The sequence below is a fragment of the Clostridium sp. AF23-6LB genome, from assembly GCF_003461085.1.
Taxonomy (GTDB): Bacteria; Bacillota; Clostridia; order Lachnospirales; family Lachnospiraceae; genus Coprococcus; species Coprococcus ammoniilyticus.
In genome coordinates this window covers 415,841-433,288 of sequence record NZ_QTWK01000003.1, presented here as the reverse complement: position 1 = coordinate 433,288, position 17,448 = coordinate 415,841, and the positions used below count along the sequence as shown (strand labels likewise).

General features: G+C 40.1%; 17 protein-coding genes. All 17 read left to right on the top strand.

Annotation, left to right across the window (positions count from 1 at the left end; genetic code table 11):
- Positions 1 to 5 precede the first annotated feature (5 nt).
- The 17 genes from DWY07_RS08990 to DWY07_RS08910 all read left to right on the top strand — a co-directional run bounded on the left by DWY07_RS08990 (position 6) and on the right by DWY07_RS08910 (position 17,351).
- On the top strand, positions 6 to 764 hold the full coding sequence (locus tag DWY07_RS08990) for an EFR1 family ferrodoxin (protein WP_117807670.1): 759 nt from the start codon (positions 6 to 8) through the stop codon (positions 762 to 764).
- Between the two features lie 71 nt (positions 765 to 835).
- On the top strand, positions 836 to 1,498 hold the full coding sequence (locus DWY07_RS08985) for an alpha/beta hydrolase (protein ID WP_117807669.1): 663 nt from the start codon (positions 836 to 838) through the stop codon (positions 1,496 to 1,498).
- A 20-nt stretch (positions 1,499 to 1,518) separates the two neighbouring features.
- Positions 1,519 to 1,929: a peptide deformylase gene (locus DWY07_RS08980; RefSeq protein ID WP_117807668.1), complete on the top strand. Its 411-nt coding sequence runs from the start codon at positions 1,519 to 1,521 to the stop codon at positions 1,927 to 1,929.
- Positions 1,930 to 2,004: 75 nt separating this feature from the next.
- Positions 2,005 to 3,228 (top strand): ATP-binding protein, encoded by a 1,224-nt coding sequence (locus DWY07_RS08975; protein ID WP_173783587.1) that lies wholly within the window; start codon positions 2,005 to 2,007, stop codon positions 3,226 to 3,228.
- Positions 3,229 to 3,372: 144 nt separating this feature from the next.
- The gene (locus tag DWY07_RS08970) at positions 3,373 to 4,104 is read left to right on the top strand and encodes a hypothetical protein (protein ID WP_117807666.1); all 732 of its coding nucleotides are present in this window, start codon (positions 3,373 to 3,375) and stop codon (positions 4,102 to 4,104) included.
- Between the two features lie 180 nt (positions 4,105 to 4,284).
- A complete protein-coding gene (locus DWY07_RS08965; RefSeq protein ID WP_117807665.1) occupies positions 4,285 to 5,034 on the top strand; it encodes a helix-turn-helix transcriptional regulator in 750 nt (249 codons plus the stop codon).
- Between the two features lie 157 nt (positions 5,035 to 5,191).
- Positions 5,192 to 5,539, top strand: a complete 348-nt coding sequence (locus DWY07_RS08960) for a P-II family nitrogen regulator (RefSeq protein ID WP_008402823.1) — start codon at positions 5,192 to 5,194, stop codon at positions 5,537 to 5,539.
- A 27-nt stretch (positions 5,540 to 5,566) separates the two neighbouring features.
- Positions 5,567 to 6,703, top strand: a complete 1,137-nt coding sequence (locus DWY07_RS08955) for an ABC transporter ATP-binding protein (protein ID WP_117807664.1) — start codon at positions 5,567 to 5,569, stop codon at positions 6,701 to 6,703.
- A 13-nt stretch (positions 6,704 to 6,716) separates the two neighbouring features.
- Positions 6,717 to 7,583 (top strand): ABC transporter permease, encoded by an 867-nt coding sequence (locus tag DWY07_RS08950; protein WP_117822758.1) that lies wholly within the window; start codon positions 6,717 to 6,719, stop codon positions 7,581 to 7,583.
- A 3-nt stretch (positions 7,584 to 7,586) separates the two neighbouring features.
- Positions 7,587 to 8,387 carry an ABC transporter permease gene (locus tag DWY07_RS08945; RefSeq protein WP_117807663.1) on the top strand — a complete coding sequence of 267 codons (801 nt, stop codon included), beginning with the start codon at positions 7,587 to 7,589 and terminating at the stop codon, positions 8,385 to 8,387.
- Between the two features lie 74 nt (positions 8,388 to 8,461).
- Positions 8,462 to 9,526, top strand: a complete 1,065-nt coding sequence (locus DWY07_RS08940) for a spermidine/putrescine ABC transporter substrate-binding protein (RefSeq protein WP_117807662.1) — start codon at positions 8,462 to 8,464, stop codon at positions 9,524 to 9,526.
- 51 nt (positions 9,527 to 9,577) lie between these two features.
- Complete coding sequence (locus tag DWY07_RS08935; protein WP_117822756.1) at positions 9,578 to 11,056, top strand: aldehyde dehydrogenase family protein; 1,479 nt, start codon at positions 9,578 to 9,580, stop codon at positions 11,054 to 11,056.
- A gap of 435 nt (positions 11,057 to 11,491) precedes the next feature.
- Complete coding sequence (locus DWY07_RS08930; RefSeq protein WP_008402829.1) at positions 11,492 to 12,844, top strand: putrescine aminotransferase; 1,353 nt, start codon at positions 11,492 to 11,494, stop codon at positions 12,842 to 12,844.
- A gap of 295 nt (positions 12,845 to 13,139) precedes the next feature.
- The gene (locus DWY07_RS08925; RefSeq protein ID WP_117807660.1) at positions 13,140 to 13,703 is read left to right on the top strand and encodes a rhomboid family intramembrane serine protease; all 564 of its coding nucleotides are present in this window, start codon (positions 13,140 to 13,142) and stop codon (positions 13,701 to 13,703) included.
- A 33-nt stretch (positions 13,704 to 13,736) separates the two neighbouring features.
- Entirely contained in the window at positions 13,737 to 15,002 is a 1,266-nt protein-coding gene (locus tag DWY07_RS08920; RefSeq protein WP_226801000.1) for a glycerate kinase, read from the top strand.
- Between the two features lie 107 nt (positions 15,003 to 15,109).
- Positions 15,110 to 15,814 (top strand): response regulator transcription factor, encoded by a 705-nt coding sequence (locus DWY07_RS08915; RefSeq protein WP_117807659.1) that lies wholly within the window; start codon positions 15,110 to 15,112, stop codon positions 15,812 to 15,814.
- Positions 15,792 to 17,351, top strand: coding sequence for a histidine kinase dimerization/phospho-acceptor domain-containing protein (locus DWY07_RS08910; protein WP_173783589.1), 1,560 nt, complete (start codon positions 15,792 to 15,794; stop codon positions 17,349 to 17,351). The genes DWY07_RS08915 and DWY07_RS08910 overlap by 23 nt, the downstream gene beginning before the upstream one ends.
- The last annotated feature ends 97 nt before the right edge of the window (positions 17,352 to 17,448 follow it).

The window sequence follows — 17,448 nt, the reverse complement described above, 5'->3', positions numbered from 1 at the left end:
TTATTATGATCTTGTGCTTTTCCGGAACTGGTAATAGTCGTTATATAGCAAAGAAAATTGCAGATGAATTGCAGGACGAGATTGTAGATATGAATGCAAAAATCAAGGCAACAGATTATTCGCCAATGAAAACAGGCAGAAATATAATCGTAGTGGTTCCAACTTATGCGTGGCGTATTCCACAAATTGTATCGGAGTGGCTTTGTAAAACGGAACTGCTTTCTGCAGAACGCATTTGGTTCGTGATGGACTGTGGAGGCGAGATTGGGAATGCAGCGAAATATAATCGGCACCTTGCGGAGCAAAAACATTTATGGTATATGGGTACAGCTCAGGTTATTATGCCGGAAAATTATATTGCTATGTTTGGTGCACCGAAAGCAGAAGAAGCAAGAAAGATTGTTAGAAATGCGGAACCTGCTATTATGGATATAATTGCGCACATTAAGGCAGAGCAGCCGTTCGCTGTACCAAGAAACAATCTTTATGACCGGTTAATGAGTGGTCCGGTAAATCCGATTTTTTATCATTTCTTTGTGAAATCTGATGCATTTCGTACGGATGCTACCTGTGTCGGTTGTGGTCAATGTGTTAAGAACTGTCCATTGAACAACATTACGCTTAAGGACAGAAAGCCTGTATGGGGAAAGCAATGCACTCATTGTATGGCTTGTATTTGTTATTGCCCTACAGAAGCTATTGAGTATGGAAAAAAGAGTGTTGGAAAACCGCGTTATCATTTCGAACAATTAGAGAGCAGATGATTTATAAATCTCTGTACGGAAATTAGGAATTGATAATTTGAATAATTTCCAGTTTGAAGGAGCGACAATATATGAAGTATTTATATTTGCATGGACTAGGACAAAAACCGGACAGTTGGAATAAAGTAATAAAAGAAACGAAGGTATCGGAAAGTAGTGTTAAATTGAGTTTGGCAGAGATGTTAGAAGGAAAATCTGCTACATATAAGGAATTATATTCGGCATTCTCATCAGAATGTGACAAGGTGAACGATGAAATTGTCTTATGTGGGCTTTCTCTAGGCGCTGTTTTGGCACTTAATTATGCGATAGACCACCCAGATAAAGTAAAGGCGCTCGTATTAATTGCAGCACAATATAAAATGCCAAAAAACTTATTGAAAGTTCAGAATATATTGTTTCATCTTATGCCGAATTCGGCATTCAGTAAAATGGGTTTCAAAAAAGCGGATGTTATCAGCCTGTGCGGGACGATGGCTGAATTGGATTTCAGTGACTCCCTGCATAAGGTGTCTTGCCCAGTATTGCTCATTTGTGGAGAGAAGGACACTGCAAACAAAAAAACTTCAAAAGAACTTTGCCAATATTTGAACAACGCCTGTTTCCATGAACTTGTGAAAACAGGTCATGAAGCAAACATAGAAGCTCCGGAAGAGTTGGCGATCGTGTTGCAGAAATTTTATGATAATTTGCAAATCAGTGACAAATCTTTACGATATAGAAGAAATAAATGAGACCTTATGGAGGATAGAAAATGGTTAAACCTATTGTAAAAGATATTCTTTTTCTGGGGCAGAAATCCGTTCTGGCAACACCACTTGATATGAATGTGGTAAATGATCTTTGGGATACATTAGCTGCGAATCGTGAGCGCTGTGTCGGAATGGCAGCAAATATGATCGGGTATAAGAAAAATATGATTATTGTAAGTGCCGGACCTGTAGATATGATTATGATCAATCCGGTGATCTGTTCAAAGAGCGGACGTTACGAAACAGAAGAAGGCTGTCTGTCATTAGAGGGAAAACGAAAAACAACAAGGTATAAGAAGATAGAGGTAGAGTTTCAGGATGCTGGTTTCGTAAAACGAAAGATGGCATTTGAAGGATTTGTGGCACAGATTATTCAGCATGAGGTAGATCACTGTAATGGGGTAGTGATTTAATATATGTGCCACAAATCTTGAAAATTTTTAAATTTGTGGCATAATAATAGTGATCTTTTTTAGGAGTAAATGTGTATGTATATTAAACGTGAAAGATATTTACAAAAAATTCGTCCATATTATAATGTTGATCTGATAAAAGTTTTAACTGGTGTAAGACGTTGTGGAAAATCTATTCTGCTTGAACAGATTGAAGAAGAGTTTGTTTCAAATGGTTTTGATAAGACACATATTATAAGGATTAATTTTGAAGATTTACAGTTTGAAAAAATTCGTACAGCTGAAAAGCTGAATAGTTATATAACAAAACAAATCAAAGATATGGATAAATATCTGATATTTCTTGATGAAATTCAGCATGTGAGAAGTTTTGAAAAAGTATTGGCTTCTCTGAGAGCTACAATTAATTGTGATATTTTCATTACAGGCAGTAATTCCAAACTGTTGTCAGGCAAGATGGCAACACTTTTGGTGGGGCGATGTATTGAATTTAGGATAATGCCGTTTTCTTTTGCTGAAAGTTATGAATATATTAAAGTAATAGGAAAAAATCAGCCCCCTGATGAATTTATTATTGATTATATCAATTGGGGTGGATTTCCATTGAGATTTTCATTTTCCAAAGAAAGCGATATTAAAAGATATTTGGAACAAACATATTTGGGCATCCTTGATAGAGATATAATAACTGATAAATCAAAAATAAATAGACAGAATTTTGAAAAGATAGCAGGGTATATTATGGCAAATGCTGGAAAAGAATTTTCCAGTAAAAATATACAAAGCTATTTCGAGAATCAAAATGAAGAAGGTCTCGACCGTAAAACAATATACAGATATCTTGACAAGATGGACAAAGCATGCCTCATAGATCGGGTGAAAAGATTCAATATTGTTGGAAAGCAAGCAATGTCATATATTGAAAAACAGTATGCTGTTGATACGGGTTTTCGTATGATAAATACGAATTTGGTAAATTTTGAAGATACATTTTTCTTAGAAAATATCATTTATAATGAACTGGTTTCAAGGGATTATGAGGTGTTTACAGGAAAAACATATAAGGGTGAAATAGATTTTGTTGCAATTTATGGTCGTAAAAAATGTTTCATACAAGTAGCATATTATCTTGGAAGCAGGGAAACGATTGAACGGGAGTTTGGAGCATTTAAGCCTATAAGCGATGCGTCACCTAAATATGTATTTTCATTAGATAGATTCGATTATTCCAGAGATGGTATTTCACATATAAATATTGTTGATTTTCTATTAGGAAAAGTAAATATTAATTTAAGTTAGTGCCACAAATCAATAAAAAAAATTAAATTGTGGCACTAAAATAAAAAGCTATTATCAATTATTGTCAAAGTAATTTTTGCCTTTTACTTGACATAAGTAGAGGTAGATCACTGTAATGGGGTAGTGATATAACAGGAGATAAACATGGAAAAAGAATCAGGCAAATGGATCATGTATGGTGTAGCCTGGGATGATCCGGAATGTATTCACACAATAGATGAGGCAATAGAGTATATAAATGAGATTGGCTTCCTGCCGCTTTTTAGAAACGATATACCGGGATTTTCGCTGGAAGAGCGAACCGTGCCGGAGTACTGGTGGTGTGAGAATGTTGACAGAGATCCATGGATGTGGCGGGCGGTTATCGCCAGAAGACATGATATCGTATATGGCAAGTTTTTTAATAAAAAGGCAGGTTTTATATCGAGAAAATGGCTTCCGGTATTTGCTAATTACCGGCGGGATGGATATGATTTTGAAGCACTGTATGAAGATGGAAAAGCTCCGAATAAGAATAAAAAGATCATGGATCATTTCATGGAAGAACATGTGGATGCAGAACTGTATTCCAACGAACTGAAGAAAATGGCAGGATATGGAAAAGACGGCGAAAAGGGATTTGATGGAGCTGTCACAAATCTTATGATGCAGATGTACCTTTGTAATTGCGACTTCAGAAAACGTGTAAATAAAAAAGGACTGGAGTATGGCTGGGATGTAGCGGTTTACTCGTCCTTGGAACATATCTATGGGTATGATTATGTAACATCCTGTTACAAGGATGATCCGCAGGAGTCCTGGAATATGATCATCCGGCATATGCATGATATTTATCCGATCGCAACAGATATGCAGATAAAAAAGCTTTTGAAATAGATTCAAGGTTAATAATCTGATGATATTTCAGTAAATAGCCTGATGAATTTTCTTGCTTGACAAATCATCTTTTTGTGCTATACTTCATACCAACAGAATAGTAAAAAATAAGTACGCAAGGGTGTGTTACATCGGTTGCGTACTTTTTTTGTTTTATGAAATACAAGGGAGGTGAAACTGGTGAAGACCCTTGAAACAAATGACTGGCTGGTCATGAACAGTATCATATACAAGATCTACACAATCGGTGATTTTGATGCCATGCGGACACAGTTTCTGGAACAGATCAAGACCGTCATAGATTTTGACAGTGCAGATTTTTATCTGGCATCATCAAATGAAAAAGAAAATCTGGAACGTCCGGTATTCCTCAACTGTGATGAAGACTTGTCAGATATTTATGAGAATATGGATTACAGCCGTGGTATTATGTTCAGCGGCAGGAGTATGGTATATCGGGAAACTGATATTATATCGGATGAGAAAAGAGTTCAAACTGAATATTATCAAAGAGTATATAAGCCAAATAACTGGCATTACGCGTTACAAATGATATTTGGAAGGAACAAACATTTTCTGGGCGTGGTGACATTATATAGGACGATTGGTAAAGAGGACTTTACATATGAAGATGTATTCCTGATGGATATGCTTAAGGATCATATGGCATACCGGTTGTCACAGGACAGAAACAATCAGATGACCAGTCAGGAGAAACTGACGCTGACACAGGCAGTAAAGACCTATGATCTGACGAAGCGGGAGCAGACCATATTGCAGCTTTTGCTGCAGGGAATGGAGAATACGGAGATCTGTGACCGTTTATCCATAACGGTAAATACACTAAAGAAGCATATTTTAAATATTTACAGGAAACTGGGAATCCGAAACCGTGTTCAGATGTTTAAACTGATTAAAGAAAAAGAGTAGTTAATACCATAAAAGTAGTAAAAAAATGGTAATCCTGTTCTATTGAAGAATTAATTTGAAAGTAGTATATTTTCGTTAACAAGCAAAGAAGCTGTTCAGAGATGAACGGCTCTTTTTTGTTATATTAGTTGTATGTTGCAGATTGGAGGAAGAAAGAATGAAAGAAATCATATTAATAATCAGACCGGAAAAGCTGGAAGTATTAAAAAGCATATTGGATGAGAAGAATTGTGGTGGTATGACGATCTCAACCGTTATGGGATGCGGAACACAGAAAGGAACTGTTGAGGGCGTAAATGAGATTAAAGGCTTTAAAACTACGATCAACCTTCTTCCAAAAGTAAGAGTTGAAGTAGTAGTTGAAGATTCCAAGGTAGAACAGATTATTCTGGATGTCAGAGAAAAGGTAGCTACCGGACATGTCGGAGATGGTAAGATCTTCATTCGAAATATCGAAGAGGCTATACGAATCCGTACCGGTGAACGAGGAGAAAAAGCATTATAGAGAAATTTGAAAAAGAGGTGATATGATTTGGCAAATGTTATAGTTGATATCAAAGACGTAAATAAAATATACGGAACAAATCATGTTGTAAAAGATCTGAATCTGCAGGTAGAGGAAGGCGAGTTCCTGACATTGCTTGGATCATCCGGATGCGGCAAGACGACAACGCTTCGTATGATCGCAGGATTTGAAGAACCGACGACAGGCTCCATTCAGGTAGAAGGGAAGCCGATTGAAGATAAAGAGCCATTTGAGAGAAATGTAAACACTGTCTTTCAGAGTTACGCTTTATTTCCACATAAGACCATATATGACAACGTAGCATATGGTCTTAAGATGAAAAAGGTTCCAAAGAAAGAGATCAAAGAACGGGTAACGGAGATGTTAGAGATGGTTCAGTTATCCGGATTTGAGAAGCGGTATCCAAGTCAGTTGTCCGGTGGACAGAAGCAGCGAGTTGCGATTGCAAGAGCGTTGATCAATCGTCCGAAGGTTCTGCTGTTGGATGAGCCGCTTGGTGCATTGGATCTGAAGCTTAGAAAACAGATGCAGCTGGAACTGAAACGGCTGCAGAAGAAATTACATATCACATTTATCTATGTTACACATGATCAGGAAGAAGCGCTTACGATGAGCGATAGGATAGCCATTATGCATGATGGTGTCATGGATCAGATCGGATCACCGACAGACATCTATGAAAGACCGGCAACCAAGTTCGTAGCAACCTTCATCGGAGAGACAAATGTATTTGACGGAACGATCAAATTGATCGCAAACGGAAAAGCGGTTATTGGAATTGAAAATGGAGATGTAACAACCTCCGGCTCCGTGACCGAGACAGAGGAAAAGAACACCGGATTTTCAGTTGGTGAATTTGTAACCGTTTCTGTTCGACCGGAAAAGCTTCATTTTTCGGCAGAACCGGTAGAGGGCTTCAGCGTACCGGCACTGGTCAAGGATTATATTTATGTTGGCTCAGTCGTCAAGTGTCTGGCGGTTCTTCCAAATGGAAATGAAGTAAAGATGGAACGTCTGGCAGGCGAAGAACTTCCAAAATCCGGTGACAAAGTATTTATCTGCTGGAATCCGGAGGATGCGGTATTGATCCACAGTCTGGATAACAGCTTCTATCAGAGTATGGAAAATATAACACTGGCATAAGGAGGTGTTTGATATGAATAAAAAGAGATTCAGAGAAAAGACACTTCCGGCAACGATCATGGTAGGGCCGGTGACCTTATGGCTGATCCTGTTGGTAGCAGTTCCACTCATCTATATACTGGTCATGAGTTTTTGCAGTATTGATCAGTATTACAATGTAACATTTCAGTTCACATTCGATAATTACAAACATCTGGTGGACAGTTCTTATATTAAGATCTATGTTCAGTCACTTGTGATTGCATTGCTTACAACCGTGATCTGTATCGTGCTTGCATATCCGTTTACCTATATTATTGCAAGGACAAAGAGCAGATCAAAGAACCTGTTATATATGCTGGTTATTATTCCATTCTGGACGAATTCACTGATCCGTATCTATGGATGGAAGACATTCCTTGGTTCGGCCGGTTGGTTGAATACCGTGCTTATGAAGCTGCATCTGATATCAGAGCCATTGAACCTCTTATATAACCAGGGAACTACTGTATTTGGTATGGTGTACTGCCTGTTCCCATTTATGGTACTTCCGCTTTATACTGCGATCGGTAAGCTAGATCATACTTTATTGGAGGCTTCCTCTGATCTTGGAGCTAAGGGCTGGCGGACTTTCTTTGAAGTGATCCTGCCGCTGACAGCCAGCGGAATTTTCTCCGGCTGTATCATGGTATTTATCCCATGTCTTGGATATTTCTTTGTATCGAATATCTTAGGTGGTGGAAATGCAGATGTTATTGGTAACCTGATCGAGCGCCAGTTCAAGAGTGGAAATAACTGGCCTCTTGGTGCAGCCTTATCCATCATATTAATTGTTGTCACATTGATCCTCGTCAAACTGTACCAGAAGACAGGCGGCGATATGGATAGTCTGGGGGTGTAAACGATGAGCAGAAAAGCAAAAGTAAGAACAAAGAGTATTCTTTCAAAGATCTTTTGTTCTCTGATTTATATTGTATTGTTTATGCCGATTGCAGTTGTTGTAGTGAATTCCTTTAATGCAACGACATCAAAACCATATCTGACCTGGAAGGGGTTTACATTTGACTGGTATGTGAAATTGTTTGAAAATCAGTCGCTTCTTACATCCTTTGGCAATACGATGATCATAGCATTGGTCACAACTGTACTTTCAACGATTATAGGTACGCTCGGTGCGATCGGAATGTACAAATATAAATTCAAAGGAAAAGGGATCATAGACGGACTTTTATATATCCCGGTCGTTATTCCTGAGATTGTAATGGGTATATCCTTACTTACGGTATTCGCAAAGGTCTCGATCCCAAGAGGTATGCTTACATTGATCATTGCACATATCACCTTCTGTGTGCCATATGTTATCTTCAATGTCAGGGCAAGATTATCCGGCTATGATATTTCGATTGAAGAAGCAAGTATGGATCTGGGAGCTAACCGCATCCGTACATTCTGGGAGATCACACTTCCGGTTTTAAGACCCGGCATTACAGCCGGTGCATTACTGGCATTTACGTTATCGCTTGATGACGTTATCATAAGCTACTTTGTAAATGGTAATACGATGACTTATCCGTTACAGGTTATGGCAAGTATTAAGAGTGGAGTAGCACCTGATGTAAATGCATTATCAGCACTGATCTTAGCAGGCACGATCATCTTTGTTGTCCTGACTCAGGGCAATCTGTTTAAGAAGAAAAAACAGTAGCTGTATAGAATGAAACAGTAAACAATTTATAGAAGTAACCGAACAAGGTTCAAGAGTAGAAGGGAGACATAATTATGAAGAAAAACAGAAAAAGAGCAGTAAGTATTGCATTATCACTTGTTCTTGCAATGACAGCAGTAAATATCACAGGCTGTGGTAAGAAAGCAGACAGTACAAACGGAGAGTTAAACCTGTTCATCTGGACAGAGTATGTACCGGATGAAGTAATTAAGGATTTTGAAAAAGAATATGGAATTAAAGTAAATGTATCAACATTCTCATCCAATGAGGATATGCTTGCAAAGGTAAAATCAGAGGATGAAGGAACTTATGATATCGTACAGCCGAGTGACTATATGGTAGAATCCATGATCGCTCAGGGAATGCTTGAGAAGTTGGATCAGGATGCACTTACCAATCTGTCAAATATTGGTAGTCAGTATCTGGATCCTACATATGATCCGGGCAATGTCTACTCCGTTCCTTATCAGGGTGGTGTGGCAGCGATCGCAGTCAACACCGACAAGGTATCAACAGATATTAAGGGATACGCAGATCTCTTTGATCCTTCATTAAAAGGACAGATCGTAGCACTGGATGACTATAGAGCAGTTATCGGTATGACGGAGAGAAGCATGGGACTCAGCATGAATGAAACAGATACAGCAAAGCTTGCCGAGGTTGAAACGAAGCTTCTGACATTAAAGGATAATATCGCAGTATATGACAGTGACAGTCCAAAGTCATCTCTGATCAGCGGAGATTGTAATGTTGGTTACTGCTGGGCTGCTGAAGTAGCGCTTGCTATGGATGAGAACCCATCAATCAAGATTGTATTCCCTGAAGAGGGCGCATATAAATTCATTGATAACTGGGCAATCGCAAAGGGTGCCAAGAACTATGATAATGCAATGAAATTCATCAACTATATGTGTGATCCGGATGTTGCTACAAAGGTTATGGCGGAATACCCATATCTGAATGCGAATGCAACTGCAGTGGAGGCAAATGAAGATTACAGGAACAATGAAGCAAAGAATATACCGGCTGAGGTATTTGAAAAAGGTGAATTTGTTGGAAATCTTGATACAGATACATTGACTGTTTACAACGATATATGGAACAAATTAAAGCAGTAATACAAAACGGAAAAAGGCAGACAAAAAAGTTGATTAGGAGGAGTAAGATATATGGAACCAAAAAAGATGTATATTGATGGTGAGTGGGTAACAGGAAGTATGGAAAAGCCGTTTGACGTTATCAATCCGGCGACCGGAGAAGTGCTCGCGCAGGTCTATGAAAGCAGTGTAGAAGATGCCAGACGTGCGATCGCTGCGGCAAAGAAATCATTTTACCAGACAAGAGAGTGGCGTGATATGGATTCCCAGACCAGAAGTGATATGATTCTAAAGATCGCAGATCTGATCGACAAATATGCCGATGAACTGGCAATGCTGGATACTCTGGATAATGGTAAGCCGCTTCGTGAAGCAGAAGGAGATATCAGTGATGGTATTCATTGCTTCCGTTATTACGCAGGTCTTTGCAAGACTCCGCATGGTGGTGTATATGAGGTAAATGATGGATTTGGCAAGATGCATTCATATGAGACCAGAGAGCCGGTCGGTGTCTGTGCGCAGATCACTCCATGGAATTATCCGTTTTTGATGTCTGTCTGGAAGCTGGCGCCTGCACTTGCAGCAGGAAACAGTATCGTGTTTAAACCAAGTCCAAAGGCTCCGCTTTCAACAATCCGGTTATTCGAGATCTTTGAAGAAGCAGGACTTCCGAAGGGCTGCGTCAATCTGTTACAGGGTGATGCTGAGGTCGGAACGGAAATGGGCGAGAATACCGATGTTGATATGATCACATTTACAGGAAGTACCAGAGTCGGTCAGAGCCTGATGAAAGCAGCCGCTACAAATGTGAAGAAGATCGGACTGGAGCTTGGTGGTAAATCACCAAATGTCATTTTCACAGATGCAGATCTGGATGGCGCTGTAGAGTGGGCAATGATCGGTATTTTCTTCAATCAGGGCGAGGTATGCGCCGCAGGATCCAGAATCATCATAGAAGAAAGCATCCATGATGAATTTGTTGCCAGATTAAAGAAAAAGGCGGAAGCCATGACGATCGGCAATCCGGTGAACAATCCGGATATCGGACCAGTCATTACGGAAAAGGATATGGAGAAAGTTCTGTCTTACATAAAGAGTGGTATCGAGGAAGGCGCAACACTTGTAACAGGTGGTGAGCGCTATACAGAAGGAGAATGTGCAAAGGGCTACTTTGTACGTCCAACGATCTTTGATAATTGTACTTCGGATATGAAGATCGTCCGTGAGGAGATCTTTGGTCCGGTTGTCAGTATCCAGACCTTTAAGACAGAGGAAGAAGCGATTGCGATGGCCAATGATACCGTATATGGTCTTGCCGGAGCTGTATTTACTTCCGATATAACCAGAGCACATCGTGTGATCAGTGAGCTTCGCGCAGGTATCACATGGATCAACTGCTACAACCCAACCTTTAATGAAGCACCTTGGGGCGGCTATAAGATGAGCGGTATCGGCAGAGAGCTTGGCGTTCATGGTATCGAGGAATATCAGGAGGTTAAGCAGATCAATATCAATTTGAACCCGGGTATTGTAGGCTGGTATGAACACTAGATAAAACAGACCGTTCACTTTCTGAAAAATGAAGGTGGGCGGTTTTTTATTGCTTTTTAATGCGTTTCAAATACCGACTGATTTGGCGAATAACAGAAATAGGGTAGAAAATGATACTTCGATAGAGGTATGACGATGGAATTACAAGTCAGTTATATGAGCTAAATATACTTATATTTAATTATATATAATAGATAAATGGTAGATAAATGGTATAAATTAGTAATTGAAAAAGAGCATGAGATACGATAATATACAGACATAGAAGCAAAGGAGCTTGTGAACAGGTCACAGGCTCCTTTTTTTCAGTTTAATGGCCGTAAAATTTATACTTCAATCAATGATTGTAAATGTTCATGGAAAGGTTGTGTTAGGTAACATACAGGATCAGACAGACACATTATAACACGAATATATTTTAAGGAGGATTTTAATATGAGTTATGAACAGGTAAGTAAGGATTTGGAAAAGGTAATTGGTTATATCCATTCAGATGAATTAACAGATGATGAAAAGAAATTAATGACAGAACAGACATTAGATTATTTTGATAATTATGTAAGCCCGGGCTGGTTAAAATACAGAAAGTCAGTATCTACCAACTCAGCAGTGCTTGAGTGGAAAGATCATGACGGCGTATGTGATGGTTTATATGGTGAAGAATTCATTGACTGTCTTGGTGGTTTCGGTATTTATACATGTGGTCATAGAAATCCGGAGATCCTTGATACCGTAAAGGCACAGCTTGATCATCAGGCGCTTCATTCACAGGAGCTGTTGGATCCGCTTCGTGGATATCTTGCAAAGGCAGTTGCAGATATCACACCGGGTGATCTTCAGTATTGTTTCTTTACAAATGGTGGTGCAGAGGCAGTCGAAATGGCATTGAAGCTTGCCAGAATCGCAACAGGCGGAAGATGGTATATCTCAACCGTTGGTGCATTCCATGGTAAATCAATGGGTGCAATCTCAATGGGTGGTAAGAATACATACAGAGTTCCATATACACCTATGGTACAGCAGGTACAGCATGTAGAATATGGTAATGCAGAGGATGCAAGAAAGGCAATCCGTAACCTGATCGCTGTTGGTGAAAAGGTTGCAGCCATGATCGTTGAACCAATTCAGGGCGAGGCTGGTGTTATCGTTCCACCGGAAGGATATCTGACAGAGTTAAGACAGATCTGTGATGAGTATGGTGTAGCGTTGATCTTTGATGAGATCCAGACAGGTATGGGTCGTACCGGTACAATGTGGAGATGCGAAGCAGAAGGCGTAACACCGGATATCATGACATTCGGTAAAGCATTTGGTGGTGGTATCATGCCAATCACAGGTATTATCTGTAAGCCATCCATGTGGGTACAGCAGTTGATCGACAACCCATGGTTACTTGGTTCTCCTACATTTGGTGGTAACCCTGTATGTTGTTCGGCAGCGATCGCAACGATCAAATACATGATTGATAATGATATTCCAGGACAGTGTGCAAGCAAAGGTAAGATCTTAAAGGCAGGACTTGAAAGTCTGAAGGCAAAATATCCTGAGATCATCGATGATGTCAGAGGCGTAGGTCTGATGCTTGCTGTTGAGTTTGTTACATCTGATATCGGTTACAGCATCGCAAAGGGCTTGTTCTCAAGAGGTGTTATGACAGCCGGAACACTTGTAAACTCCAAGTGTATCCGTTTCGAGCCGACAGCGGTTATTACTGAGGAACAGATCGCAGCCGTTATCGAGCGTATGGATGCAGCACTTGCTGATACAAAGAAAGAATATAATCTGTAAATTCATCGGTATATCGTGATGGAAAATCATCTGACCATAGTATAGGCAATGATTTTTCGGATGAATAGAATGGGCAAAGTACATATAAGACTACCGTTTATTCGGATACAGATTTGATCGTCAGTTGAAACTGTTATGATCAGACTGCCGGATGGACGGTAGTTTTGTTTTATAGAAATATTTATCCTGTAAAGCAATTTTGTTCTGGGGGTAAAAGAGTCGAAGCGGCTCTTTGTATTTATACATAAATAGGGTATAATAAAGCTATTCATTCTATATGGGGAGGTATATACAGATGAGAAAATTAAAGATCACATTTAACGCGCCGGTGACGCTGGGCTTTGTATTTATTTGTTTTGTTGTAACTCTGCTTGGGGTTCTGACCGGTGGCGGAAGTACCCGGTTATTATTTATGACGTATCATTCATCGCTTACAAATCCACTCACATATCTGCGATTCTTTACACATGTATTCGGGCATGCAGGATGGAGTCATTTTATCGGAAATGCCTCCTATCTGTTATTGCTTGGACCGATGTTAGAAGAAAAATATGGTTCGAAAGAAATGTTGGAAGTGATCGGTGTAACAGCACTTGCGACCGGTATTGTGAATTACATCTTTTTCTGGAATGTAGCACTTTGTGGAGCGAGTGGTGTCGTATTTGCATTTATCGTGCTGGCGTCCTTTACCGGATTCCGAGCAGGCGAAATTCCGTTATCCTTTATTCTGGTTGCGATCATCTTTATCGGACAGCAGGTATATGAAGGTATCGCAGTACAGGACAATATCTCGAATATGGCACATATCGTTGGCGGTATTGTGGGTGCAGTTGTCGGATATAATCTGAACCGGAAATAAACGGTGTGATATTTGCAAGGGAGGACTTCTCAAATGAATCGAACATGTGAAATACATGACACCATATTGCAGGATGATCTGAAATTGAGAGAAAGACCGCTTAAGGTTCTGGCGGCTGTTGATTCTTTTAAGGGCAGTATGACATCTGTTCAGGCAGGCATGGCAGTTAAAAAAGGTCTGGAGAAAAATTATAAGAATCGTGAGATCGAAGTGGTTCCGGTTGCAGATGGCGGAGAGGGAACCATGGATGCGATCGCCTATGGAAAATCGAACATGAAACGTCATACAGTTAATGTAACAGGACCGCTTGGACAGGTCGTAAAGGCTTCTTATATCAGTTATGATGAAGCAGGAGAAAAAGTAGCATTGATCGAGATGGCAGAGGCAGCAGGACTTCCGCTTGTACCGGAGTCTGCCAGAAATCCGCTGCATACAACTACATATGGAGTAGGCGAGATGATAAAGGATGCCATGCTGCATGGATGCCGGAGCTTTATTATAGGGATTGGCGGAAGTGCAACAAATGATGCCGGGATCGGAATGCTGCAGGCACTTGGATGCCATTTCCTTGACGAACATGGGAATGAAGTTTGCTTTGGAGCAGAAGGACTTTCCAAAGTATGCGGGATTCACATAGAAGATATGTTACCGGAGCTTTCAGTATGTTCATTTCAGATTGCCTGTGACGTTACAAATCCGCTGGTTGGAGAGAATGGATGCAGCCATATCTTTGCACCGCAAAAGGGAGCAGATGCTCAGATGGTAGAGAACATGGAGAAATCCATGGTGCGTTATGCAGATCTGGTAGAACAGCAGAACTGGTCAGGCTGTAAGCAGGATAAAGTGCAAAAGAATACAGACCCGGAGAAGTGTCAGATGGACAGCATAATAAATCGTATGACACCGGGAGCAGGTGCAGCAGGCGGTCTTGGATATGCATTTCTAATGTTCCTGCATGCAAGATTACGACCGGGAATTGATATAGTATTTGATGAGATCCATTTAAAAGAAAAAATAAAAAATGTCGATCTGGTTATTACCGGAGAGGGCAGGATGGATGCGCAGACGTTAATGGGAAAAACCCCGGCAGGCGTAGCAAAACTTGCAAAAGCACAGAAGAAAAAAGTGGTTGCATTTGCAGGCTGCTTCGGGGAAGGCATCGAACAATGTATGGAGAGCGGCTTGTTTGATGCATGTTATTCCATAACCGACGGACTTTCCGAAGAGGAACGAGGGAGAGCCATGCAGACAGAATGTGCCATGCAGAATATGGAACGAGCTGTGGAGGAGAAACTATAGCAAATAAGAAAGCCTGAATAGAGCAGTAAACTCTATTTAGGCTTTTTATGTAAGAACATTTAAAAGTCATATGACACTGTTAAGATAGGCGCAAGGAGGTAAGAAATATGACATATCAGATACTGATGATTGAAGATGATGAACAGATCTGCGAAGTAGTGAAAGATTATTTTACCAGAGAAAGCGAAAATGAGATTGTAGTACGGACGGCACAGAACGGACAGGATGGGCTGGATTTATTTGAGACGGAACGGGTGGATCTTGTATTGTTAGACATCATGCTTCCGGGAATGGATGGCTTTGCGATCTGCCGGGAGATGCGCAGGACGAGCATGGTTCCGATCCTGTTTTTAACAGCCAGAAGTTCCGAACGGGATATCCTGCTTGGCTATGATCTCGGCTGTGACGATTATATCATCAAACCATTTTCTCTTGTGACCTTATATGCGAAATGCAAGGCACTGATCAGACGGTCAAAGGATCTTAGCAGAACCGGAGAGCTGGTCTGTGGCAGGATACATATGAAGCCATCGGAGTATAGGGTTCTTGTGGATTCTCAGGAAATAGAACTTGCGCCAAAAGAGTTTGCATTGTTGCGGATGTTGCTTGAGAACAAAAATAAGACTGTGGCAAGAGAACGGCTGCTGATCGGTGTATGGGGTTATGATTATGAAGGCAGTGATCGTTGTGTGGATAATCACATTCGAAAGATTCGAAAACATCTTGGAAGTGCAGGAAAGCAGATTAAAACAGTGATAGGAAATGGATATCAGATACGGGGTGACGACGATGAAAAAGAACAAAAAGAATGATAAAAAAAGAAATGCATTATTGTCGGAGCGGCAGAAAAGAAAAAGACAAAAGATAAAAAGAAAATGGATATGGATTTCATCTGGCATTATAGCAGTCAGCATAATATTGTATCTGCTGGTGATCGGTTATTACAGAAATCAGGTCAATCTGGAATTAAAAGAATATTTTCAGGTATCAACAAATAGTGTCAGTGCAAGTTTGGCTGAATGTCAGGAAGATATTGCAGGTATGACAGATATAGAGGAAGTCCGTAATAGAATACAGGAGATCTTTGCGGAGGAAAATACACCATATTTTTTGACAGCAGTTTACAGGCGGCATTTGGAAAGCTCAGATGCAGTAGACAATATAGAAGAAAAAGACGATGTAAATGCTGCAGATGAAAATCAAGAAACAGAAACTACGAAGCATACAGACGAAAATGATACAGAAAAATTAGAACAACAGGTACAGGATATAGAGGATGATATGGAGCAGATGCAGTCCGAAGTACAGATGTATTCACCGATTATGCCTTCTTTCCGGCAGGTGGTTCAAAATGCTGATGCAGGGGAATTTGCATGGAGTCTTCATGGCAGAGTAGATGATGCCAATCAGTATAGTAAGACGAGCAGGTATTTGCTGGCTAAGATGGAGACTTATGGAGCACATCCCGCAGATATAACAGAGAGTATAAGTGGTTGTTTGGGTGGAAACTATTATTTTAAAAGCCAGTATGTTGTTTTTGACAATGATATATATTATATCGTATCCGCTATGTATGCAGATCCATTTGGCTGGCATACAGAAGGTATCTGGTTATTTTATGGAGGGCTTGCAGTTGTATTTCTCATTATAATTGCAACGATCTTGACTGCGTTTATATCCTGTAGACGGACATTTTCACAGATGGAAGATGCAGAGAGAAAAGAAACGGTTATTACAGCACTTGCACATGATGTAAAAAGTCCATTGATGGCAATTTCCGGGTATGCAGAGAATCTGAAACAGTTAAACCAGACAGGAGAGTGCCGGCATTACATAGATGTTATTTTGGAAAATACATCTTACATGAATGAACTTTTATGTCAGTTAAGCGAGTATATCAAGCTTGGTAAAATGGAAGCGTTACAGACAGAGTCTGTAAGCATCGAACAGATATGGGAGCCGTTACAGGAACGGTATCAGAATCTTCTGGATGAAAAAGGTCTGGAGGTAAGAATGTCAGGAAACTGTACGGTAAAAGGTGATCCGCTGATGCTTTCCCATATGTTAGAGAATCTGTTTGTAAATGCAATTAAGTATTCACTGAAAGGAAGTGTGATCCGGCTGGTATTAAAGGAAGATCATCTGATCCTTAGCAATCCGATGGAACAGCCGATTACAACCGATCCGGAGGAGTTATGGAAGCCATTTGTAAAGGGAGACGAAGCAAGAACCGGCAGAAACGGAAGCGGAATCGGATTGAGCATCGTGCAGGAGATCATGCAGATATTTGGCTACCACGGAAGTTTAAAAACAGAAGACGGTGAATTTGAAATAATGATTTATTTTTAAATAGAGAGTAGAAATTTTAAATAGTAGATTGACAGTGGTCTTACTATTATGTAACAAGCCTATCCACTCTGTGTAACTTCGAACTAACCTCGATTAA

Excerpts from the sequence above, each read along its gene's own strand:
- DWY07_RS08950 (WP_117822758.1), top strand. The coding sequence starts at position 6,717 with ATGAATAAAAAGAGATTCAGAGAAAAGACACTTCCGGCAACGATCATG.
- DWY07_RS08930 (WP_008402829.1), top strand. The coding sequence starts at position 11,492 with ATGAGTTATGAACAGGTAAGTAAGGATTTGGAAAAGGTAATTGGTTAT.
- DWY07_RS08935 (WP_117822756.1), top strand. The coding sequence starts at position 9,578 with ATGGAACCAAAAAAGATGTATATTGATGGTGAGTGGGTAACAGGAAGT.
- DWY07_RS08985 (WP_117807669.1), top strand. The coding sequence starts at position 836 with ATGAAGTATTTATATTTGCATGGACTAGGACAAAAACCGGACAGTTGG.
- DWY07_RS08915 (WP_117807659.1), top strand. The coding sequence starts at position 15,110 with ATGACATATCAGATACTGATGATTGAAGATGATGAACAGATCTGCGAA.
- DWY07_RS08940 (WP_117807662.1), top strand. The coding sequence starts at position 8,462 with ATGAAGAAAAACAGAAAAAGAGCAGTAAGTATTGCATTATCACTTGTT.
- DWY07_RS08980 (WP_117807668.1), top strand. The coding sequence starts at position 1,519 with ATGGTTAAACCTATTGTAAAAGATATTCTTTTTCTGGGGCAGAAATCC.
- DWY07_RS08975 (WP_173783587.1), top strand. The coding sequence starts at position 2,005 with ATGTATATTAAACGTGAAAGATATTTACAAAAAATTCGTCCATATTAT.
- DWY07_RS08910 (WP_173783589.1), top strand. The coding sequence starts at position 15,792 with ATGAAAAAGAACAAAAAGAATGATAAAAAAAGAAATGCATTATTGTCG.
- DWY07_RS08945 (WP_117807663.1), top strand. The coding sequence starts at position 7,587 with ATGAGCAGAAAAGCAAAAGTAAGAACAAAGAGTATTCTTTCAAAGATC.
- DWY07_RS08920 (WP_226801000.1), top strand. The coding sequence starts at position 13,737 with ATGAATCGAACATGTGAAATACATGACACCATATTGCAGGATGATCTG.
- DWY07_RS08925 (WP_117807660.1), top strand. The coding sequence starts at position 13,140 with ATGAGAAAATTAAAGATCACATTTAACGCGCCGGTGACGCTGGGCTTT.
- DWY07_RS08970 (WP_117807666.1), top strand. The coding sequence starts at position 3,373 with ATGGAAAAAGAATCAGGCAAATGGATCATGTATGGTGTAGCCTGGGAT.
- DWY07_RS08990 (WP_117807670.1), top strand. The coding sequence starts at position 6 with ATGATCTTGTGCTTTTCCGGAACTGGTAATAGTCGTTATATAGCAAAG.
- DWY07_RS08960 (WP_008402823.1), top strand. The coding sequence starts at position 5,192 with ATGAAAGAAATCATATTAATAATCAGACCGGAAAAGCTGGAAGTATTA.